This window comes from Spongiactinospora sp. TRM90649, assembly GCF_029382225.1.
Taxonomy (GTDB): Bacteria; Actinomycetota; Actinomycetes; order Streptosporangiales; family Streptosporangiaceae; genus Spongiactinospora.
The window spans coordinates 30,557-51,509 of the sequence record NZ_JARLTC010000016.1 but is presented as its reverse complement, the minus strand read 5'-3'; the positions used below and the strand labels follow the sequence as shown (position 1 = coordinate 51,509).

At 69.7% G+C, this 20,953-nt stretch carries 16 protein-coding genes and 2 pseudogenes; 5 read left to right on the top strand and 13 right to left on the bottom strand.

From position 1 onward, the window contains the following. From P3X83_RS21090 to P3X83_RS21075, 4 genes are all read left to right on the top strand, one after another. The coding region (locus P3X83_RS21090; RefSeq protein WP_277306869.1) for a hypothetical protein at positions 1 to 397 on the top strand (397 nt) is incomplete at its 5' end. A gap of 43 nt (positions 398 to 440) precedes the next feature. After that, positions 441 to 7,274 (top strand): RHS repeat-associated core domain-containing protein, encoded by a 6,834-nt coding sequence (locus P3X83_RS21085; RefSeq protein ID WP_277306868.1) that lies wholly within the window; start codon positions 441 to 443, stop codon positions 7,272 to 7,274. 12 nt (positions 7,275 to 7,286) lie between these two features. Beyond that, positions 7,287 to 7,655, top strand: coding sequence for a hypothetical protein (locus P3X83_RS21080; protein WP_277306867.1), 369 nt, complete (start codon positions 7,287 to 7,289; stop codon positions 7,653 to 7,655). A 402-nt stretch (positions 7,656 to 8,057) separates the two neighbouring features. Next, the gene (locus P3X83_RS21075; RefSeq protein WP_277306866.1) at positions 8,058 to 8,264 is read left to right on the top strand and encodes a cold-shock protein; all 207 of its coding nucleotides are present in this window, start codon (positions 8,058 to 8,060) and stop codon (positions 8,262 to 8,264) included. A gap of 91 nt (positions 8,265 to 8,355) precedes the next feature. Here the strand turns inward: P3X83_RS21075 and P3X83_RS21070 are convergent, their stop codons facing one another. The 3 genes from P3X83_RS21070 to P3X83_RS21060 all read right to left on the bottom strand — a co-directional run bounded on the left by P3X83_RS21070 (position 8,356) and on the right by P3X83_RS21060 (position 10,686). Next, positions 8,356 to 8,745 (bottom strand): hypothetical protein, encoded by a 390-nt coding sequence (locus tag P3X83_RS21070; RefSeq protein ID WP_277306865.1) that lies wholly within the window; start codon positions 8,743 to 8,745, stop codon positions 8,356 to 8,358. Between the two features lie 145 nt (positions 8,746 to 8,890). Beyond that, positions 8,891 to 9,502: a peptide chain release factor H gene (gene prfH / locus P3X83_RS21065; protein ID WP_277306864.1), complete on the bottom strand. Its 612-nt coding sequence runs from the start codon at positions 9,500 to 9,502 to the stop codon at positions 8,891 to 8,893. Then, entirely contained in the window at positions 9,499 to 10,686 is a 1,188-nt protein-coding gene (locus P3X83_RS21060; RefSeq protein ID WP_277306863.1) for an RNA ligase RtcB family protein, read from the bottom strand. The genes prfH and P3X83_RS21060 overlap by 4 nt, the downstream gene beginning before the upstream one ends. A gap of 233 nt (positions 10,687 to 10,919) precedes the next feature. Between P3X83_RS21060 and P3X83_RS21055 the strand changes: the two are divergent. Beyond that, positions 10,920 to 11,153, top strand: a pseudogene (locus tag P3X83_RS21055) (alpha-ketoacid dehydrogenase subunit beta); the annotation flags it as partial. 680 nt (positions 11,154 to 11,833) lie between these two features. Here the strand turns inward: P3X83_RS21055 and P3X83_RS21050 are convergent. From P3X83_RS21050 to P3X83_RS21005, 10 genes and pseudogenes are all read right to left on the bottom strand, one after another. Continuing rightward, complete coding sequence (locus tag P3X83_RS21050) at positions 11,834 to 12,490, bottom strand: response regulator transcription factor (RefSeq protein WP_277306862.1); 657 nt, start codon at positions 12,488 to 12,490, stop codon at positions 11,834 to 11,836. After that, positions 12,472 to 13,593 (bottom strand): hypothetical protein, encoded by a 1,122-nt coding sequence (locus P3X83_RS21045; protein WP_277306861.1) that lies wholly within the window; start codon positions 13,591 to 13,593, stop codon positions 12,472 to 12,474. Before P3X83_RS21045 ends, P3X83_RS21050 begins: the two co-directional genes overlap by 19 nt. After that, positions 13,586 to 14,644, bottom strand: coding sequence for an ATP-binding protein (locus P3X83_RS21040; protein ID WP_277306860.1), 1,059 nt, complete (start codon positions 14,642 to 14,644; stop codon positions 13,586 to 13,588). The genes P3X83_RS21045 and P3X83_RS21040 overlap by 8 nt, the downstream gene beginning before the upstream one ends. Before the next feature lie 163 nt (positions 14,645 to 14,807). After that, a pseudogene (locus tag P3X83_RS21035) lies at positions 14,808 to 15,017 on the bottom strand (CoA transferase); the annotation flags it as partial. 271 nt (positions 15,018 to 15,288) lie between these two features. Continuing rightward, complete coding sequence (locus P3X83_RS21030; protein ID WP_277306859.1) at positions 15,289 to 16,614, bottom strand: M20/M25/M40 family metallo-hydrolase; 1,326 nt, start codon at positions 16,612 to 16,614, stop codon at positions 15,289 to 15,291. Between the two features lie 8 nt (positions 16,615 to 16,622). After that, a complete protein-coding gene (locus tag P3X83_RS21025; protein ID WP_277306858.1) occupies positions 16,623 to 17,498 on the bottom strand; it encodes an alpha/beta hydrolase in 876 nt (291 codons plus the stop codon). Positions 17,499 to 17,535: 37 nt separating this feature from the next. After that, positions 17,536 to 17,682: a hypothetical protein gene (locus P3X83_RS21020; RefSeq protein WP_277306857.1), complete on the bottom strand. Its 147-nt coding sequence runs from the start codon at positions 17,680 to 17,682 to the stop codon at positions 17,536 to 17,538. Positions 17,683 to 17,712: 30 nt separating this feature from the next. Further along, positions 17,713 to 18,603: an alpha/beta hydrolase gene (locus tag P3X83_RS21015; RefSeq protein WP_277306856.1), complete on the bottom strand. Its 891-nt coding sequence runs from the start codon at positions 18,601 to 18,603 to the stop codon at positions 17,713 to 17,715. A gap of 42 nt (positions 18,604 to 18,645) precedes the next feature. Next, the gene (locus P3X83_RS21010) at positions 18,646 to 19,581 is read right to left on the bottom strand and encodes a hypothetical protein (protein ID WP_277306855.1); all 936 of its coding nucleotides are present in this window, start codon (positions 19,579 to 19,581) and stop codon (positions 18,646 to 18,648) included. A 20-nt stretch (positions 19,582 to 19,601) separates the two neighbouring features. Further along, entirely contained in the window at positions 19,602 to 20,849 is a 1,248-nt protein-coding gene (locus P3X83_RS21005; protein ID WP_277306854.1) for a Rieske 2Fe-2S domain-containing protein, read from the bottom strand. Positions 20,850 to 20,953: the final 104 nt, after the last annotated feature.

Here is a 20,953-nt window from a genome sequence, read left to right as displayed (position 1 = left end):
GCGGGTGATCTCCAGTTACTGGGATCCGGCCGTCACGGCCAACGGTGGCTGGCATGACTGGTTCGAACTGAACCCGAACCTGCGCGCCGCCGCCGGGGCGGGGGTCAGCGTCACCACCGAGGGCCCGGGACGGATGAACATATTCACCACCATGGCCGACGGGCGGGTCATCTCCACCTTCTGGAGCCCGGCCATCACCGACAACGGCGGCTGGCATGCCTGGTTCGAGGTCAATCCCCAGTTCAGAGCGGCACCGCGCGCGCCGATCACCGTGCTCAAGGCCACGCCCACGGGGATGGCCCTGATCACCCACACCGCCGACCGCGTCGTCATCGGCACGGTGTGGCGATCGGACAACACCTCCAACGGTGGCTGGTACGACTGGCGTGCCGTCTGACCCCGAGCCTCCCTCCTGTCGTGGTGCTTTGAAAGGACAGACGATGCGTAGCCGAGCCGCAAAGCCGTACCGCAGGCTGCTGGCCACCGTCACCGCGCTCGCGGTCGGTCTCTCGGCGGGAGTGGCGGCGCAGGGGCCCGTCAAACCCAGCGCCGCCGCGAGTGTGGAAGCGGGCAAGCCCAAGCCGCAGGACCCCGAACGCGTGGTCAAGGGCGGCCCCCTGCGGGCCAAGGCCCTCCCGCCTCGGACGCGGACACCGCAGCCTGCGGTGACCTGGCCGGCGGCCGGTGTCACCGACGTCGACCTCGACGGCTCCGCGCCCGCCGTACGAGCGGGCACCCAGGTGGTACGGCTGCGCCCGGCCGAGCGGTCGGCGGCGGCTGTTTCACCGCGACGGCTGCGCCTGCGGACCCACGACCGGGCCGTCGCGGCGCGCGTCGGGGTCGCCGGGCCGGTGTTCAGCCTCAGCCGGACGCTCGGTTCGGCGCCGGTCGCCGCCGTCACCGCGGCAGTGGACTACGCCGCGTTCGGCGAAGGGTTCGGCGGCGCCTTCGGCTCCCGCCTCCGCCTGGCCCGATTACCGCACTGCGCGCTGGTCACCCCGCAGGAACCGCGATGCGCGACGGCGACCCCGCTCAAGACGGTGAACGACACCGAGACCAAGACCCTGACCGCCCGGCTGGAGTTCGGGTCCGCGGCGGCGGGCGAACCGCTGGTGTTCGCCGCCGTCGCGGGCCCCTCCGGGGACAAGGGCGACTTCGGCGCCACCCCGCTGGCCGCTTCGGCCACCTGGCAGGTCAGCACGCAGTCCGGCGACTTCACCTGGTCGTACCCGATGCGGGTGCCACCGGTGCCAGGCGGCCTGGTGCCCGTCCTGGCGGTGAACTACTCCTCGGCGTCGATCGACGGACGCACCGCCTCCACCAACAACCAGGGCTCGTGGGTCGGTGACGGCTTCGAGCTCTCGCCCGGCCACATCGAGCGCAAGTACAAGGCATGCAAGGACGACGGGGTGCCCAAGGACCCCACGTACCAGGTCCATCCCGCCGACCAGTGCTGGGGATACGACAACGCGACCCTCACCATGGGCGGCATCGGCGGGGAGCTCATCGCCACCGGGCCGAACACCTGGAAGGTGGCCAAGGACAACGGCACCAAGGTCGAGCGCCTGACCGGCACCGACGCCAACACCGGCAACGGCGACAACGACAACGAGTACTGGCGCGTCACCACCTCCGACGGCACCCGCTACTACTTCGGCAAGAATCGGCTGTCCGAGTGGACCGAGGGCCGGTACCAGACGAATTCCACCTGGACCACCCCCGTCTTCGGCAACGACGACGGCGACGAGTGCCACCGGGACACCTTCAAGGACTCCTGGTGTCAGCAGGCCTGGCGCTGGAACCTCGACTACATCGAAGACGTGCACGGTAACGCGGTGGTCTTCCACTACGCCAAGGAGAGCAACCGCTACGCCCGCAACCTGCGCGCCGCCGACGACACCCCCTACACCCGGGGCGGCTACCTGACCGCCATCGACTACGGCCTGCGCGGCGACGACCTGTTCCCGGAGCGGGCTCCCGCGCGGGTCGAGTTCGGCAACGCCGAACGCTGCATCCGCGCGGCGGCGGCCGACTGCGCGGAGTCCAACATCGCCACGGACCCGCACTACTGGCCGGACGTGCCCTGGGACCTCAACTGCGCCGCCGGCACCGAGTGCAAGGACGGCAAGGGGACCGCCTCGCCGTCGTTCTGGACCCGCAAGCGCCTGGCGAAGATCACCACCAAGGTGCTCAACGCCGCCGGCACCGGCTACCGAAACGTGGACTCGTGGACGTTCACCCATGACTGGGGCACCGCCGACATCGACCGGCAGCTACTGCTCACCGACATCACCCACACCGGCGAGGCGGGACAGGAGCCGGTGCGCATGCCGCCGGTGCGCTTCGTCTACACCAACGGCATGCACAACCGGGTGGACGAACTCGGTGACGACGTCGGGCCGCTGATCAAGCAGCGCGTCGGCGCCGTCCAGAACGAGACCGGCGGCGTCCTCGACATCAACTACACCACGCAGGACTGCGCCGTCGGCGACACCCCGTCGCCGCAGTCCAACCATCGCCGCTGCTTCCCGGTCTACTGGGTGAACGCCAACGGCGGGGCCGATCCGTCCCTGGACTGGTTCCACAAGTACGTGGTCGCCGAGCTGGTGCAGACCGACCTCGTCGGTGGCAGCCCCGACATGGTGACCCGCTACGACTACAGCATCGGCAAGCCGTCCTGGCGGTACACAGACGACGACGGACTCACCCCGGACAAGTTCAAGACCTGGTCGCAGTGGCGTGGCTTCGACAAGGTGAGGACAATCGGCGGCGCGACGGGGACCAATCCCTCACAGACCGATCAGTGGTTCTTCCAGGGGATGCACGGCGACCGGCTCGACGCCGACGGGGGCGCCAAGACGGTCACGGTGGCCGACGGCGAAGGCGCCAGCTACCAAGATCATGAATCGCTGCAGGGGATGCTGCTCCGCACGGTCACTTACGACCGGGCGGGCGGGACGCCGGTGAGCAAGGCCGTCCAGGAACCGTGGCACCACCAGACCGCGTCCCGGACCCGGCCGTGGGGCACCATGACCGCCAACCTGACCGGAACCGAGTCCACGCGCGCCATGACGCTGGTCGGCTCCACCTGGCAGGAGACCCGCACCTCGGTGCTCTCCTTCGACCTGACCACCGGCACCCCGCTGATCACGCAGAGCCTCGGCGACATCGCGGTGACCGGTGACGAGCAGTGCGTCACGACCACCAACACCGAAGCCGGCGCCCGGGTGCTCGCGATGCCCGCGCAGGTGCGCACGGTGGCCCGCCCCTGCGGTCAGACCCCCGACCTGTCGCGGGACCTGATCTCCGACCTGCGCAACCACTACGACGGCGGCGCCGTCGGGGTGGCCCCGACGCGCGGCGACGTGACGGCGGTCGAAGAGGCGAAGTCCGCGACGCCCACCGCGGTCACCTACCACACCACCGCGCGATCCACCTATGACGGCCTGGGCCGTCCCACCGGTGTCACCGACGTGGCGGACCGTACGTCCAGAACGGTCTACACGGACGCGAACGGGCTGACCGTCAAGGTGGACACCATCACCCCGCCGGCGGTGGCCGGCGACGCGGACTCCGCGCTCAAGACGACCCGCGAACTGGACCCGGCCTGGGGCATCCCGCTGAAGGAGACCGACCCGGGCGGCAAGACCACCATCGCCGAACGCGACGCGCTGGGCCGTACCAGCAAGGTGTGGTCGGCGGGCCGGTCCATCACCGCCACGCCGGACAACCAGTTCAGCTATCTCATCCGCGACAACGCCGTCAACGCCGTCGAGACCAAGGTCATCACCAACGGCGGCGGCCAGCAGAGCTCCTTCGTGCTGCTGGACGGCTGGCTGCGACCCCGCCAGGCGCAGGGCCCCTCGCTGAACGGCACCACCCGGGGGCGGACGGTCGCCGACACGTTCTACAACGAGAACGGGCAGGTCGACCACACCTTCGACTCCTACTACGCCGACGGGCAACCCCAGCCGGTCCTGTTCGGGGTGACCTCCATCGGCGACGTGGAGAGCCAGCAGTGGAGCAGCTACGACGGGCGCGGCCGGATCACGGCCGAACGGCTGCTCGTCGGCAACAGCGACGGCGCGGCCAACGAGAAGTGGCGCACCACCTACACCTACGGCGGCAACTGGAGCAAGGTCACCCCGCCCGCCGGGGAGACCCCCATCACGACCTACACCGACGTCCACGGCCGCACCACCGAGGTTCGCCAGCACAACGGCGACGACTCGGTGTCCACCCGCTACACCTACGACCCCCGCGGCCAGCGCGCGACCGTCACCGGGCCGGACGACCAGGTGTGGTCCTACGAGTACGACCTGCGCGGACGGCTCATCACCACGGTCGATCCCGACCGAGGCACCGAGCGCGTCCAGTACAACGACCTCGACCTCCCGGTGCTGTCCACCGACGGCCGGAACCGCAAGATCGGCCTCGAATACGACGGCCTGGACCGGGCGGTCGCCAAGTACGACGCGACCACGTCTTCCCCCGGCACCAAGCTCGTCGAGTTCACCTACGACACCGTCCGCAAGGGACTGCTGACCAGTGCCAGCCGTATCGTCGCAGGCCAGCGCTATACCAACCAGGTCGATATCTACGACAACCTGAACCGGCCCCAGCGTACCCGCGTGGTGCTCCCAGCCAATGAGGGAGCGCTCGCTCCGGCGGGCGGCTACGTCTTCGACACGGCGTACAACCTCGACGGCACCGTCTCCGCCGCCAGCAGTCCTGCCGCCGGCGACCTGCCCGCGGAGAACCTGACCTTCACCTATGACGAGGTCGGACGGCTGCTCTCCACCAAGTCGCCGCTGTCCACCTACATCACCGGCACCGACTACTCCAAGACCGGCAAGGTCATCGGCCGGCGCATGCAGTCCGGCGCCGCGGGCAAGCAGGTCGACCAGACGTTCGGCTACGAGTTCGGCACGGGCCGCCTGGTCAAGGCCACCACATCGCACAGCGGCACCCCCGGCACCGACCGCAGCGCCGAGTACCGCTACCAGGACGGCGGAAACGTCACCCAGATCACCGACACCTCACGCGGCGGCGTGGACAACCAGTGCTTCCGCTACGACGAGCTGTCACGCCTGACCGAGGCATGGAGCCAGGGCGCCGCCGGCGACTGCGCCCCCTCGCCCGGCACGGCCACGATCGGAGGCCCCGCCCCCTACCGCGTCGACTACACCTACGACGACAGCGGCAACCGCCGCAGCGAGACCGCCTACGGCGCCGGCCCTTCCGGCGGCACCGCCCAGGGCAGCCGCGACTACGCCTACGCCGGAATGTCAGGAGTCGACTCCGCCTACCGAGGACACCAGTTGGCGTCGGTGACCGGCACCGTCCCCGGCGCCGGAGCCGAGACCCACAAGTACGACGCCTCCGGCAACACGACCGAACGCCGCACCCAGGCCAGTAACCAGCTCCTGGATTGGGACGTCGAAGGCGAACTGTCCAAGGTCACCGACAGCGTCCACGGCGACACGAGCTTCGTCTACGCCGCCGACGGCTCCCGCCTGATCCGCCGCGACGCCAAGGCCACCACCCTCTACCTCCCCGGCCTTGAGGTCCGGCTGGCCAAGAACGCCACCGCCGCCACCGCCACCCGCTACTACGACGGCGCCATGCGCACCGCCTCCGGCGTGACCTTCCTGGTCACCGACCACCACGGCACCGGTGAACTGGCCATCGATGCCACCACCGGCGCCCTGGCCCAACGCCGCTACACCCCCTTCGGCCAGATCCGGGCCTCGTCGAACGCCTGGCCCACCGCCAACGAGAAGGGTTTCGTCGGCGGCACGATAGACGCCGCCACAGGCCTGACCACCCTCGGCGCCCGCAGCTACGACCCCAACTCGGGCCGCTTCATCTCCGTCGACCCCTTGATCACCATGGGCGACTCGCAAGGAATGAACGGCTACAACTACGCCAACAACAACCCGGTGAACCTGTCCGACCCGGACGGCCTCTCCCCGTGCTGCGCCGGCTACGCCTGCTTCAAGATCATCGCCCCACCCTGCAAGCCCCACCAGTACGCCTCCCGCGACTGCGAGGGCATCTGCGACCGGGGCGGAGTGATCAAGAACATCCAACAACGGCGCACCGAACTCGACGGCGAACGCCAACGGCAGCGCCAGATAGCCCGCCAGAACGCCATCAAGCAGGCTTTGAAGGTCGCCGGCATGGAATTCCTCATGGACTTCCTGCGAATAAACGACATCAAGGGATGCTTCAAGGGGAGCATCGGCTCCTGTGCGAGTTTGATCTTGGAAGCGGTCCCGGCCGCGAAGATAGGCCGCCTGATCTGGAAACTCACCTCACGGATCAAAATGGCCATCAAGATCTACAAACGCATCCAGAAAGCCGTCAAGACGGCCACCGAGGTCTTATCCAAGCTCGATAACCAGATCAAGAAGCTCGATGACAAGCTGTCGGCCTTCAAGCGTGCCGACGATCTCCCAAGCGGCGGCTGCCCGGGCAACAGCTTCCTTCCCGGTACCCAGGTCCTCATGGCCGACGGCAAACGAAAACCCATTGAACAGGTCAAGATGGGTGACAAGGTCATCGCCACCGACCCGAAGACCGGCCGCACCGAGGCGAAACCCGTCACCGACACCATCACCGGCAACGGGGACAAGAAGCTCATCACCGTCACGGTCGCCACTCGGCACGGCGAGAAAGACATCGTCGCCACCGACGGACACCCGTTCTGGGTCCCTGAACGCCGGGCATGGGTGAACGCCGGCGCTCTGCACCCCGGCATGTGGCTGCGCACCAGCGCCGGCACTCACGTCCAGATCACCGCGATCAAACGCTGGACCGCCACTTCCCAGCGCGCCCATAACCTGACCGTCGCAGATTTCCACACGTACTATGTGGTGGCCGGCGATCAAGCTATCCTTGTCCACAACGGTGGAAGAGATGACGACTACCTTTATAGGGGAGTTCCGGAGGGGCATTGGTTTTATGGTCTCGCACTCCGCGGAATAGCAGTGCCGCGCGGTGGTCATACGGATCCTGCGAGGCACAACGGCGGAAACACGCAGAGTGTGTTCACGTCGTGGACAACCGATCTCGACGGGGTGGCTCGAGACGCTGCGGACGAGTTCGGGCCGCCCGGGATCGTTCTGAGAATCAACAGGAGAAGTGTGGCGGCGAATAGGGTCTTCGATTCTCCTGACATCTATGATGAGAGTGAAGTGCTTATAGCGGGGGTGCAGGGCGGGGCGGAAATCAGTATTGGTAGAGGGCCCTGGCGTCGTCCAAGCTGCTAGTGAGGTCAAGGCGTGACAGTGGACACTTTCCGTGCTATGGCCATTCAGGCGATAGCGCGGAAAGTGGTGCCCGAAGATCTCGCCGACCTCCTGGGTGGAATCATGCAAATCGATGACAGGTACTCACTTATTCGGACCGAAGTGCTTAAACGGATATATGAACGCAGGTTGAGGCGCCAATCGCCAGGTGGTTACAGAGCTCGTGAAATGGAGAGGTTGGTCCGTTTTCTGGCTGAATACGAATCGGATGAGGTGAGGCTGATTTCGATTCGCCTAAATGATGGTAGAAGTTTTCTGGCCCTCGTTGATGCGCTCATGAATAAACTGATCTTTTGGTCGGGTATGTGGGTTCTTGAACCAGATGTCGATGCGCAGGGGTGACGAGGGTTGGTTCGTGAGTACTTGGATGTGCTCTTCCCGGGCGGCGTACGGTGCGCTGAGGGTATGCCGTAGCGGCAGGCCCCGAGTCGGTCAGGTGCGGCGTCCATGGAGAGTGCGGCGAGTTGGCGTCTGAGGTTTCCACGCTGTCGGGCCGTAGCGGCAGGCGACGCCGTACAGGCTGGGCGGGGAGTGGTACCGCCGGCCCCGCTTGTGCGGGCCAGGGCCCGGGTGTGGTAGCGTGGTGGTAGTTGCAGTTGTGGTACCCATATGACTTGTATGCACCCTGACGGTATGTGACCTGGGGTGCGTTTTTGTTTTCCGGTCTCTCCGGGTGGGCCTTTCGCGCGACGTGGAGTTCGCAGGGTGCGGATTCTGGATCCACCTATTCAAGAGGAGATCGACATGGCTACCGGCACCGTCAAGTGGTTCAACGCGGAAAAGGGCTACGGCTTCATCGAGCAGGAGGGCGGCGGCGCTGACGTCTTCGCTCACTACTCCAACATCGTCGCTCAGGGCGGCTACCGCGAGCTGCACGAGGGCCAGAAGGTGGCCTTCGACGTGACCCAGGGCCAGAAGGGCCCGCAGGCCGAGAACATCGTTCCCGCCTGACCGGGACGTCATCTCGCATCGGGCTCGCACCCTCTCGGGTGGGGGCCCGGTTCGTTTTCCGCCGTCGGCCGTACCCGGGCCGGGGCGTATGTCAGGAGTGGAACGCGCGGATCTCCGTCACCGTGAACTCCTGGACGATGTGCCGGTTCTGCAGCAGGAACCCGGCCACGCCCGCCGCCGCCTCCGTGCCCGAGCCGGCACGCACCCGGCCGCTCAGCAGGTAGACCAACGGGGTGGAAGGCTGGTCGAGGGAAAAGCAGCGGTCGTGGCGATACACGTCCTGCAGCGCTCTGATCGGAATCGGCTTCGTGATGGTGAACCACACCGATACGTTCCACTGCGGCAGAGCCGAATCAGCGTAGGTCGAGGCCTGGTAGCAGGAGACGCAGCCGTGCTGGGCGTGGCGGTCGTGCGGGCAGGTCCATTTGGCGGCATCGGCCGGGCTCTGTGGACGGTCGGTCAGGATCAGCGACTCCGCCACAGGGCGCCGGGGTGGCCGCGGCCGGTCTGATGGGAAGGAAGCAGCGATGATCGGTATTCTCTCATGCCGCCCAGATCGCGTCCCGGCCGAGTGGGTAAGTGTCTCGTCATGCACGCCTCCCCCGTCCGCGGGGCGGATTCTCGGCTCAGCGTGGGCGTTCGACGCGGGTGGGGTTACCGCGTACCAGGTCGTCGTGGATGTGCCAGCGGTCGGTGGTGACGGCGCGTTCCGCCGCGTCATCGCCCTGCTCCAGACGTTCGCGCAGCAGCCGCATGGCGATGCGGCGGTTGAGGCTGAACTGTCGTTCGGTGTCGACCACGACGACCATTCCCGTGGGGCGGTGGGTCGCCCGTACGGCCGTGCTGGCCTTGTTGCGGTGCTGGCCGCCGGGGCCTCCGGTGCGGCAGGCGACGATGTTGACGTCTGATTCCGTGAACGTCGTGTGCGGAGTGTCGACCTGGCACGGCTGGGCGATGACGTACCAGTTCTTCCGGCCGATGCCGGTGCGGTAGGGGCTGGGGGCCTGCCAGCAGAGGGTTCCGGTCCATGAGGCGGCGAAGGCCTCGGCGTCGGCACCGATGATCCGGATGAGGACCGAACGGTAGGTGCCGGGGCGGTCACCGGGCACGGTTTGGGCGCGGTGGGTCCGCAGCTTCCGCCGGGTGGCCTCGGCTTCCAGCCGCTGGAGCAACCGGGCCAGTGCCCAGGCGCACTCCTGCGGGCCGCGCCCGGCCGACAGCAGCAGGTGGACGCTCATGCCCGTCCCCGCCCCCGCCGGTGCCCCCGGTGGTCCCTGCGGTCCGTCTGGGGCACCGAGCCGAGGTCGATCGTCTTGTAGGTGACCAGCGGGATCGTGGTGGCCACCGGCGTCGCCAGGTCATGGGCGACGAGGTCGGCGATCACCTGCTCGATCCGCTTGTAGGCGGCCGGCGCCTCCTCGAAGAGCAACTGGCGGTCGCCGCACACCACCACCGAGCCCATCGGCGTACGGCGCAGCTCCTCGACCGTGTGCTTGGCCCGTCCCCGCCGCAGGGCGTCCGAACGTGACATCTTGCGGCCCGCGCCGTGCGCCACGGAATGGCCCGCCTCCGGCCCGGCGTGGGCGGCCACGAGGTAGGAAGGGGTGCCTCGCGTACCGGCGATGAGGACGTCGCGGCCGTCACCCGGCGCCGCGCCCTTGCGGTGCAGGTAGCTCCCGTCGCGGAGTTCGACCAGGTTGTGGCACTGGTCGACGATCGGCTCGGTGGGCTCGGTGCCCAGGGCGTGGGCCACCCGGGCGGCCAGCAGCCGCCGGTTGAGCGATCCCCAGCGTACGGCGGCGTCGTGCATCGCCAGGTACTCATCGGGGTCGGCGGCGGGGCCCGCGCCGTGGACCTCGGTGTGCGCCCGCAGGATCCGTTCGCCCAGCCCCCGGGAGCCGCTGTGCACGACGAGGACCAGGTCGTCGGCGGAGAGCCCGAGACGGCCGGCGTGGTCGGGGTCGAAGACGGTGCCGATCCGCGCCACCTCCACGAAGTGGTTGCCCCGGCCGACCGTCCCGAGGCCCTCGGTGTGACCTGCGGGGATGTCGCCCTTAACGACGGCCCAGGCGGGATCGCCGGCATCCTGCTCGGGGTCCAGCGGGCGGTCGAGATCGGGAAACCGGGCGGCGAGCTTCTCGGGTACGGCCCGCTTGAGCTTGACCGGGAACACGGCGATGCCGCAACCGATGTCGGAGCCCACCAGCAGCGGGTACAGGACGCTCGACGTCATGGCGGCGCCGATGGGGGCGCCCTTGCCGGGGTGCAGGTCGGGCATGCCCGCGACGTGCGTCATGCCGTCGAGGGCGGCCACCTGGTGGCACTGCGCGACGGCGTCGGACTCGATCCAGCTCGTGGGGGAGGCGAACACGGTGACGGTGGCCGCCTCCGTGCCCGGGGTGGACGGCGGGTGCTGAGACAAAGACGCTCTCTTCATTGAAGGGGGATGGGCGGGCGGCATCACGGTGCGACACGAGTCGGCGCGATGGCGTCTCGACGTCGCGGGGCGGGGCTGTCCGTCAGAGCATCATGAACACAGCGTTTCCTGAGCCGGCCACGGGCGGCAACTGGTTTTCGGCCGTACGGCGGGCGCCATCGGATCCTCAGGAATAGGATGCTGCGCCACCGCCACCATGCAGAGGTCGTACGACTGTGATCGCCGAGGAGGGCTTCACCGGCGCCGCGATGCTGGGGCTGCGGCCGGTGGTGGAGATCATGACGATCAACTTCTCGCTGCTCGCGCTGGACCAGATCGTCAACCACGCCGCCAAGATCTACGGCATGTTCGGCGGCCAGGCCAGGGTGCCGATGGTCATCCGCACCCCGGGCGGCGGCGGCCAGCAACCGGGCGCCACCCACTCGCAGAACATCGAGCTGTACTACGCCTTCGGCAGGGCGGCGTCGGTGCATCTGTCGGCCCAGGGGGTGCACACGTCACCGGCCAGGTCGGTGTTCTGGGTGACCATGGTCACCCTCGCTTCGGAGAAGCCGTCCGGGGAGGGGGTGGCCAGGGTGATGTCGAACGGTTCCGAGGCGCCGTCGCACACGTCCGGCCCCGACGTTCTGTCCTCGTCCGCCGCGTTCGTGGCCGCCACGGCGATCGCCCGGCAGGGGCCGGCGGACGTGATGATCCCTTTGAAGACGATCGACCTGTCGTACCAGTAGGCGATCCCCTTGATGACGCTGCCGCCGTGCTGCACCCAGAACGTGTTGGTCATGGCCTGGGCCGACGGGGTGGTGCCGAGCACGAGTGCGCCGGCTGCGATGAGGGTCCATAGGAGGCCGAGACATCGGCGTTGCATGGATCGTCCTTTCTCGCTGGGCGAGCGGCGTTTCCTTTTCCTTCCAGGGGGACTTGGCCGATTCGCCTGCGGGCTTGTCACGCACGCGGAGCTCGATGCCGGTCCCCGGACGTCGGCCCCCGCGCCGGCCGCGGGGGTATTGGTGGTCGCCTGGCCGGGACGCTCGCGCGAGCAGGTCCTCATCCCCGTCGGCCTGGCTCCTTCAGGTTAGAGAGAATCGACAACCGCCGTGACGGTCGTTCGACCCACGGCCCGGATTCCCGCACGTCAAAGGTCGTCGAGTCCGATCAGGCCGTCCTGGAGGGCCCGCGCGACCAGCGCCGCCTTGGTCGGGGCCGGACGCCCCGCGTTGGCGTACCGGATGCGCACCCGATCGATGTAGCTGTTCACGGTGCGGACGGACAGGCCGAGCTTGCGGGCCACCATCTCCTTGGACTCCGAGGCGAACCAGTTGACCAGCACGTCGATCTCCCGGGGGGTGGGCCGGGGCCAGTCGGGGCGGAGGTCGGTGCTGATGGCGCGGGCCATGGCCGGGGGAGTGCAGGGGAGGTTCTCGGCCGCCGCGTGGACGGCCTGCAGCAGGTGGTTCGGGCCCTCGCTCTTGGCGAGGTAGGCGAACGCGCCGATGTCGAGGCAGGTCAGGATGGTCTCGCGGTCTTCTCGCATGGTGTAGACGATCACCTGACGCCCGGCGTCCACGAGCCGCCGCAGGTCGGCGTAGATGGGGACGGGCCCGTCCAGCATCAGGTCGAGCACGACGACGTCGGCGGACAGGCCGGGGTCCGTCCACGCCAGGGCCGGTGTCGCCCCGGAGTCCACGACCTGTACGGGCGGGTCGGACGCCGCGCACCAGAGCTCGATGCCCGAGATGATCGCCGGATGGTCGTCGATGACCACCACCGTGATCAGTTCTCGGCTTGCCATGTGGCCTCCAGCCAGACTCGCGGTCCGTCCGCGAGCCAGGTCACGATGATCCCTTCCTGACCGGCGTCGGGGCTCGGCTGCCCCCCGGTCGGCTCCTCGGGGCCGACGTCGGCGATGACGCTCACCGTGACGGCGGTCGGCGTGCCGAGCACCGTCACCCGAGCCTGGCTGACCGCGGTCGCCATGAGCCGCACCACCGGCTCGGTCAGCGCGCGGCGCACCCGCAGGGGCGGGGTCGGCCGGTCCCCGTGGGTGCCGAGGTACACCGCGACTCCGTTGCGTTCGGCGAGGTCCAGGCAGGCGCGCAGCTCATGCGTGAGCGGATCCTCCACGTCGTCGTGCTCGACGATGAGCCGGCGCGTACGCGCCGCGGCCACGGCGTAGGCGGCCCGCACCCGATCGTCGGCCAGGTCCGCGGTGCCCGCCGCCAGCTCGGTCAGCAGCGGGATGCAGGTGGTGCCGAGGTCGGCGTACCTGGATCGGCGGTCGGCGTGCAGGTGCTCGGCGATGGCGTCGGCGGTCCCCGTCCGTTCGGCGTCGGCGGCGGCGGCCAGCGCGGTGCTCGCGACGCGCTTGAGCGTGATGGCGGCGGCCAGGACCGGGAGTTCGCAGCCGAGCACGATCGTGCTGACCACGACCAGATCGACGATCAGGTGCGGCTGGCCGACCAGCACCAGTTGCGCGAAGCTCACGAAGGTGTACAGGCCCAGCAGAATCGCGGCCGTCGTAGCGCTGTGCTCCACCGTCAGCAGCAGCAGGAACCAGCCGATAACGCCATACGACCACTCCTCTTCCGCGACGAGATCGGCCGGCGGGATCCCGGTGGTCGCCAGCGCCGACGCGATGAACACCGCCGCGACCATGACCCAGCGCGACCAGCCGAGCGGCCGGTCGCGCAGGATCCGCGCCCCGGCGACGACCAGGACCGCGACCAGGATCGCGAAGGCGAGCCGCTGCCGGGCGAGGCTGCTGTAGATCTCCGGGTTCGCGAGAAGCAACGGCAGGGCGATCCCGAAGTGCGTGGTGCAGGTGATGACGAGCACGGCCAGGCACAGCCTGCGCCGGAGCCTGCCGACGACGAGGTCCGGCCGCTGTTCAGGCACGCGGGGCCTCCAGGCGGACCTGGGTGCCGGCTCCGGGGCGGGACTCCACCGTCGCCTGGCCGCCGACCCATGCCATGCGCTGCTCGATGGAGTGCGACACCCCGCGCCGGTCCGGCGGTATCCGCTCCGGCGCGAAGCCCCGGCCCCGGTCGGTGACCCGTACCGTGATCACGTCGTTGGCCTGCTCGACGAGCAGTTCGGCGGTGTGCACCCCGGCATGCCGTCCGACGTTGGTCAGCGCCTCCCGGACCGCCGCGCTCATCGCCGCCGCGCGGGCGGCCGGCATCGGCACGGCCGTCGGCGCGCGGACGTCCACCGACACCGGCGCGTGCCGGACCACCTGTTCGAGCAGCCGCACCAGATCGGTCTCGCCCTGAGAGGGCTCCGGCCGCGTCGTGAGGATCTCCAGGTCGCGGGCGGCTCGCTCGGCGAGCCAGGGCTCATCGCCGTCGACCATGCGCAGCCCGGCCGCGAGCAGCGTCGCCGCGGCGGTGTCGTGCAGCGTCGCCAGGTGCTCGCGCTCCTCCGCGCGCCGGGCGGACGCGATCGCGGCGCGGCGCCGGGCCTGTTCGCCCGACGCGCGGGCCCGGTCCGCCTGCCGGGCGGCGGACACCACGAGCACGTACAGCAGCCGGGACAGGCCGGCCTCGGCCACGGTCCACAGCGCGAGCAGCGCGGGCCCGGCGCCGACCTCCGGCGCCGCCGTCATGGAGCCGATGACGTGCGCCGCCACGATCGCCCCGGTCAGCGCCATGCCACCCGAGGCGGTGGTGAGCCACTGATGCCCGAGAGCCGTGACACAGGCGACGGCGAATACCCAGTTCGTGCTGTCGCCCAGCGCGTCCGGCGGCACCAGCCACCGCTGCGCCAGACACAGCGACACCATCACCAGCGTGTCCGCCGGCACGAGCGCGCGCCGGTCGTGGAAGCGGGCGTACAACACGCTCCACAAGCCGAGCCCGGCGACCACCCCCACGACGAGCACCCGCCGGTCGGCCCCCGCCTGGAAGATCGCGGCGCCACCCGCGACGGCGACCACGGTGCTGCGCATGATCACGATATAGCGACGGCCCAGCCGGTGTACTTCGCCTTCGACCACTCCCGCAGGCGCGGTAGGCGGGAGTCGGCGGCGGTCCCTCACAGAAGCCACGGTAACGGTAATCTCACTGTCGACCCCCGGTCGATTCTGACAGGAGAACTCGCCTGGGGTCAGACTAGCGTTTTGCCCGGCATGCGACGCATGATGCGGTCGCGAGGGCGACGTCGTTCAGCGCAACGGTCAGCGCCTGGCCTTCACCCGTGATCCGGCGGCGGCGTTCCGCGCTGAGCAGTCCGATCGCGGCGTACAGCCCGCAGGCGACATCCCAGGCGGGCAGCACGTGGTTGATCGGGGCGGCGTGGCCTTCTGGGCCGGTGACCAGGGGGAATCCCGTGGCGGGGAGGGCGCGACCAGTGAGGTGACCATCATCGGCTGCTCAGCACCATGCTCGACGCGCCGATCGCCGAGGCCGACCAGAGCATCACGGTCGCGCGCGCGGACGACGAGGTGGCGGAGCGGCTCGGCTGCGCCCCCGGGCATCCTCTGCTGCGCATCGACCGCCTCTACTGGGGACACCAACGGAACTCCCACCGAACTCGCGATCAGCTGGTTCCTGCCGGAGTTCTACTTCTACCGCACCCGCCTGCGCCGCGGCGTCACCTGAGACCGCCCCGGCGCTCCGCCTGGCCCGCCGCGCTGATCGACAGCACGGTGCGGACCAGGACCTCCACGAGTCGCCTCGCCTCGGCGAGGTCCACGAGGTTCATGCCCAGCGTGAAGTCGACCGGTTCACCGTCAAGACCGGCGGTGACCTTCGGCATCCCGACCCGCGCCGTCGGCACGCCCCGCATCCGGAGGACGTTCGCGTCGGTCGCACCGCTGTTCCCGGTGATCGGCACGTGCCTCATCCCGGCCACCGCCTCCCACGCCTGGACGGCGGAGCGGACCACCAGGGACCGAGGGTCGGTCCGCGTCGCGGGGACGGCGGCCACCTGCTCGACCCGCAGGGCGGCGTCGAGCTCGTCCCCGAGGCCGTTGACGAACTCGCGAACCTCCCGGGTCACCCCGGCGGGCGACTGACGGGTTGTCAGCCGCAGGTCCAGGCGGAGCCGCACCTGCGCGGGAGTGGAGGCGGCGAGGTGTTCCAGGCCGCCGCGAACCGAGGACACCACGCCCTGGGGCCGCATCGTCGCGTGCTCATGCCGGTCGGCGTACTTCTCCAGCCACGCCTCCAGCCGTCCCGCGACCTCGCCCGCCAGCGCGACCGCGTTCCGGTAGGGGAGACGGTGACGGCTACCGGCGTAGGTGTGGATCCCGGGCACCAGCACATCGAGCCAGACGAGCCCGACCTCCTCGTGCGACACGTTCCAGCCGGGCTTCGCGATCACCGCGTGGTCGGTGGTGAAGCCCCGTTCGAGCAGGAACGCCGCGCCGACGCCGTGGCCGGTGTCGGCGCGGCCCGCCGTCCCCAGGCCCTCGACGGCGAACGACGGCATGCCGCCCGCCCCGAACCCGGCCACCACGTCCCCCGGCAGGGCCAGGCCGGACGCGCTCAGCGCTTCGAGCGCGACCAGCACGCACGCCACATGGCCCTTCGGGTTGCCCGCCCCCAATCCCTGGACCAGGTCACCGTGGACGCGGGCCTTCGGTTCCATGTCGGCGCGCATCGTGGCGCTCGCCCACGGGACGTCAATGGCCGGGTCGCCGGTGGTGAACGTGTCCAGCGGCGCGTACAGCAGGACGCTCGGCCCGTTGGACGTGCCGGGGAGCACGGCGACGGCGTTGGCCTGGCGCTCGTCCATGGCCTGCACCCGCGACCGAACCGGCCCGGCGTGCAGCCGGGCGGCGATCCACTCCGCGAGGTCTCTCTCCGCGCCGGTGGGGCTGGGCACCTCGACGACCCCTCGGACGGCCGAGCGCACCTGCTCGCGGGTGACGGTGCCCATGACCGCCGAGACCCGCTTCTCAAAATCGGTGATCATCCGGTCCGTCAGAGCGCCGCGTTCTCGGCGATGAACCGCAGGCTGAGCTCGTTGTAGAGCGCGGCCTGCTCGTGCTGCGGCCAGTGGCCGCAGTCGTCGAACAGCACCAGCTCGGAACCCGCGATCGCCTCGTGCATGGCGGTCGCCTCGGGCACCTCGCCGAAGGGGTTGTTCCGGCCCCAGACGATCAGGGTCGGCACGGTGATCTGGGCGAGGTCCTCGGGCCGCAGGATGTTCCGGAGCCTGACCTCAAGGTTCTGCAGGCACAGCAGGTTGTCGATGTTCGCGGCGAAGTCGGGCCGGTGGTAGACGGCGTGGCGGACGGCGACGAGCTCCTCGGTCGCGTTGACCGGGTCCGCCATCAGCAGGCGCGTCCGCTTGCGGGTCAGCTCGGTGTCGTCGCTCTCCACGGCCCGCCGGGTGCTGGTGCGAATCCGCTCCATGACCTGCGGGTTGGCGACCGTGCCTCCGGCGCACAGCAACTGGAGCGAGGCCACCCGGCTCGGGTCGTCGATGGCGGTGCGGCCGCCGACCCAGCCGCCGAGGGACTCGCCGACGATGTGCGCCTTCTCGATGCCGAGGGCGTCCATATAGGCGAGCAGGTGGTCCCGGTAGCGGGGGATCTCATACGGATAGTCGGGCTTGCCGGTGTACCCGTGGCCCAGCATGTCGATCGCGTGGCAGGTGTGCTGCTCGGCGTGCGGGCGGAGGTTGCGCACGAACGCTTCGAGGTGCCCCGAGGTCCCATGGAGGAAGATGACGTGCTCCGGGCCGTCGCCCGTGCGCAGGGACCGGGTCGGGATACCGGCCGCGTCGACGGTCGACAGGCTGAAGTCCAGGTCGGCCAGCTCGGTCCAGATGGTGTGGACCAGATCGTTGCTCATGATCGGTTCTTCCTTGCGTCGCGGAGCGGGCCTGGGGTCAGGGCTGGTTGATACGGGTCACCCGGGTGTTGATCCGTCCGGCGAGCCCGGTGAAGGGCGTCTGGTGCCGGGCGATCCGGCGGCTCGCGACGGCCACGGCCGCCAGGGCCAGGACGAGGGCCGCGAGCCCCGCGGTCTTCCACATCGGTTTCTCCAGGGGTCGGTGAGCGGGGGCTCAGAGGTGGTCGACGGACGCCAGGAAGCCGTTCACGACCGCGTGGTAGGCGCCCGGCCGTTCCTCCTGCAGGTGGTGGGACACGTGGTCCATGACGTGCAGGTTGCCGCGCTTCAGCATGCGGGCGAGCATCATCGGGTAGTCCGGGGTCAGGAAGGCGTCCTCACGTCCCCACATGAACAGCGCCGGGGCCTCGATCAGGCCCAGCTCCCCGGTCAGGTCCTGCCACTCGCCCCGGGGGGAGTCCGACATCGCCGCCAGCTCGCGCTCCTCGGGGTCCAGGCTCTGCCGCCAGCGCATATGCAGGGTCTCCTCGGGCAGCCGCGCCGGGTCGTACCATTCGAGCCTGGTGATGAGGCTGCGCATCTTCTCCCGGGTCGGGCCCTCCCCGCCGTAGTAGACGTCGCGGGCGTTGCGGCCGCGGTGCCCGTTCTCGGGCAGCGGTGCGAGAGGGCCGTAGAAGACCGGCATGCTGCCGGTGATGACCAGCGAGCGGACCCGTTCCGGATGCGCGGCGGCCAGGCGGAGCGCGATCGTGCCGCCCCAGGAGTTGCAGATGAAGTCGGCCTTCTCCACGCCGAGCGCGTCCATCAGCGCGATGGTCTTCACGGTGTGGAAGTCCCACATCGGGCCGCTGATCCGGCACTTCTCGGACCTGCCGTACTGCAGGATGTCGACGATCAGGCAGCGCCGGTCGCGGGCGAACAGCGGCGCCACCGGTCCGAAGTCGCTCCAGCCGGTGCAACCGGGTCCGCCGCCGTGCAGGAAGATGGTGTCCGGGCCGCTCCCCAGGTCCAGGTAGTGGTAGCGGACGCCGTCGGCGTCGGCGTACTTCCCTTCGGGGGCGGGCCCCGCGGCGGGTGAGGTGAGACGGTCGGTCGTCGCGGTCATGGAGTGCCTTCTCTTCTCGTCGGTGGGAGCGGGGCCGGGCGGTCAGGCCGGTTCGATCAGGGCGGCGGCCATGCCGGTCAGCCATTCGGGCATCGGCGCGTAGGCGAGCGCCTTGCCGGGGGCGAAGCCGAGCGCCCCGGCCATCACCATCCAGGTGCGCAGCTCCTGGCCGCCGTTGCCGGCGCGCTCCTCGATCTGCTCGGTCGTCAGGTCGGCGTAGGCGCGCAGGTCGCCCTTCTCCAGGTCGGCGAGGAACCGCTCGTCGAAGTCGGGGAAGATCGTCGGCTGGGCGGCGACGATGATCTCCCGGCGCCGCTTGTCGTACCGCCGCCACTCCCCGCGGCCGTTGAGCCACGCCCCGACGAGGAACTCCTCGTCGTCGCCTTCTGGGTCGGTCCAGTCCGACGGCCACGGGAGCCGGTGGGACAGCCCGCCGGAGGAGATGACCACGACCCGCCTGTCATCGGGCATGCTCGCCACGGCGGCGGCGATGTTCGCGCCGAGCTCGACGCATCGGCTCATCCTGGGCAGCGGCGCCGCGAAGACGTTCACGACGAGGGGGACGACCGGTACGTCGATGCCGTCCAGCAGCCACTGGATCGCGTGCGACTGGCCGTGGTCGATCGTGAGCCGGGCGGAGATCGCGACTTCGGTGCCGGCCGCCACCAGCTCGGCGGCGAGGGCCTGGGCGAACGGCGGGTCGGTGTGCTGCGGCCCCTGGGGGGTGCCGCCGTCACCCGCGGCGATCACCTCGCCGAGGCCCAGGGTGAAGGACGGGATCAGGTCGAGCCAGAATCCCCGGAAGTGGTTGGAGCCGACGACGATGACGACGTCCGGCCGCGCCTCGGCGATCCTGGCGCGCGCCGCGAGCAGTCCGTCGCGGAACGCCGTCGCGCGTTCGGTGTGGACCACCTTGTCCCAGTGGGTGTTCATGAGAGTGGAGTGGGAGGCGCCCACGCCCAGGACGATCGAGCCCATCGCTGCTGTTCCTCCTGCGCTCAGGCCGTCGGGCCGGCCGGTTCGAGGCCCTGCCCGCGCAGGCGGTCCAGCCGGTCCTCGCTGACGTCCTCCGCGAGCTTGCGCCACTGCAGCAGCGCGTCGTCGGGCCGGTAGAGCTTCTCCGGCGGCGCGTCGGTGACCTCGACCATCCACTTGTCCTGGCCGGAGAACTGCCCGTGGAACAGCCAGCGGACGGCGCCGAGGTACTTGACGTAGAACGGCAGCGTCTTGAGGCCCTGCTTGAAGTCCGCCATCACCCCGACGTAGAGGTGGTCGTCCTCGTCCACGGGGACGTAGAACTCGTAGTGGATGAAGGTCGGGTAGGCGATGCGCAGGACGCCGGGCATGCTCACCGAGGCGAACCCGGGGAACTCCTGCGCCGCGATGACGGGGTCGACCTCCCGGTGGGAGGTCGTGTTGCCGATGTTCTTGGTCTCCTTGGGCGGCCTGGTCTTGTACCACGCCTGTCCGCTCCAGCGGCCGAGGCCGGGGAAGTCGGCCTCCCAGTACTGCTGTTCCTGCACGCGGTAGATCCATCGGCCGCGCTTGACGATCTTCGTGGTGTTCCACACCGGCATGGGCTTGAACAGCCGCCACAGCGCCGTCCGGTGCAGGTACTTGGCGTGCCCCTCGTCGAAGCCGTTCTCACAGGCGAATCGCCAGTTGCCCTCGCGCGGCTGGATGCGCTGCCCGAGCACGGCCGCGTTCGACACGAGCTCCTCGGGAAGCTGCTCGTCGATCGGGTGGGGCGTCTCACCGTCGCCGATGAACACCCACACCATGCCGAGGCGTTCCTCGACGTCGTAGGTGGGCTGGGTGACCTTCCGGCAGATCGGCGATCGCGGCCCGTCGGTGATGGCCGCGACGAGGTCGCCGCTTTCGAGGTCGAACGTCCAGCCGTGGTAGACGCACGACACCGTTCCGGGGAACTGCTTGTTGCCGTGGCTGAGCGGCACGCCGCGATGCGGGCAGCGGTCCTTCATGGCGTACGCCCTGCCCTTGTCACGGATGACGAAGAGGTCCTCGCCGAGCAGGCGCACCTTGCGCGGCTTCTCTCCCACCTGTGAGGAGAAGCAGACCGGGTACCAGTAGCCCCGGAAGCCCGCGGCCGCCGCCTGGTAGTGCGGCCAGGTGGACCAGTCCTGACGTCCGGGAAGCCTGCCCTCCCGATGCCGGGCGGGCCTCTTCCCCGGTGTGTCGGCCTTCTCGGGGGTGCCGGACGGCGCGGCCGGCGGCTCAAGGTTCACGGTCTCGTCCTCCATGTCTCTGCGGGCGCGAAGGCCGGCGCCCGGCCTCACGGAGGGCCGAGGTGCCGGCCCGATCCGGAGGACATCACCGGTCGCGACGGCCG

Excerpts from the sequence above, each read along its gene's own strand:
- P3X83_RS21025 (WP_277306858.1), bottom strand. The coding sequence starts at position 17,498 with ATGAGCAACGATCTGGTCCACACCATCTGGACCGAGCTGGCCGACCTG.
- P3X83_RS21085 (WP_277306868.1), top strand. The coding sequence starts at position 441 with ATGCGTAGCCGAGCCGCAAAGCCGTACCGCAGGCTGCTGGCCACCGTC.
- prfH (WP_277306864.1), bottom strand. The coding sequence starts at position 9,502 with ATGAGCGTCCACCTGCTGCTGTCGGCCGGGCGCGGCCCGCAGGAGTGC.
- P3X83_RS21015 (WP_277306856.1), bottom strand. The coding sequence starts at position 18,603 with ATGACCGCGACGACCGACCGTCTCACCTCACCCGCCGCGGGGCCCGCC.
- P3X83_RS21020 (WP_277306857.1), bottom strand. The coding sequence starts at position 17,682 with ATGTGGAAGACCGCGGGGCTCGCGGCCCTCGTCCTGGCCCTGGCGGCC.
- P3X83_RS21075 (WP_277306866.1), top strand. The coding sequence starts at position 8,058 with ATGGCTACCGGCACCGTCAAGTGGTTCAACGCGGAAAAGGGCTACGGC.
- P3X83_RS21030 (WP_277306859.1), bottom strand. The coding sequence starts at position 16,614 with ATGATCACCGATTTTGAGAAGCGGGTCTCGGCGGTCATGGGCACCGTC.
- P3X83_RS21010 (WP_277306855.1), bottom strand. The coding sequence starts at position 19,581 with ATGGGCTCGATCGTCCTGGGCGTGGGCGCCTCCCACTCCACTCTCATG.
- P3X83_RS21050 (WP_277306862.1), bottom strand. The coding sequence starts at position 12,490 with ATGGCAAGCCGAGAACTGATCACGGTGGTGGTCATCGACGACCATCCG.
- P3X83_RS21040 (WP_277306860.1), bottom strand. The coding sequence starts at position 14,644 with ATGCGCAGCACCGTGGTCGCCGTCGCGGGTGGCGCCGCGATCTTCCAG.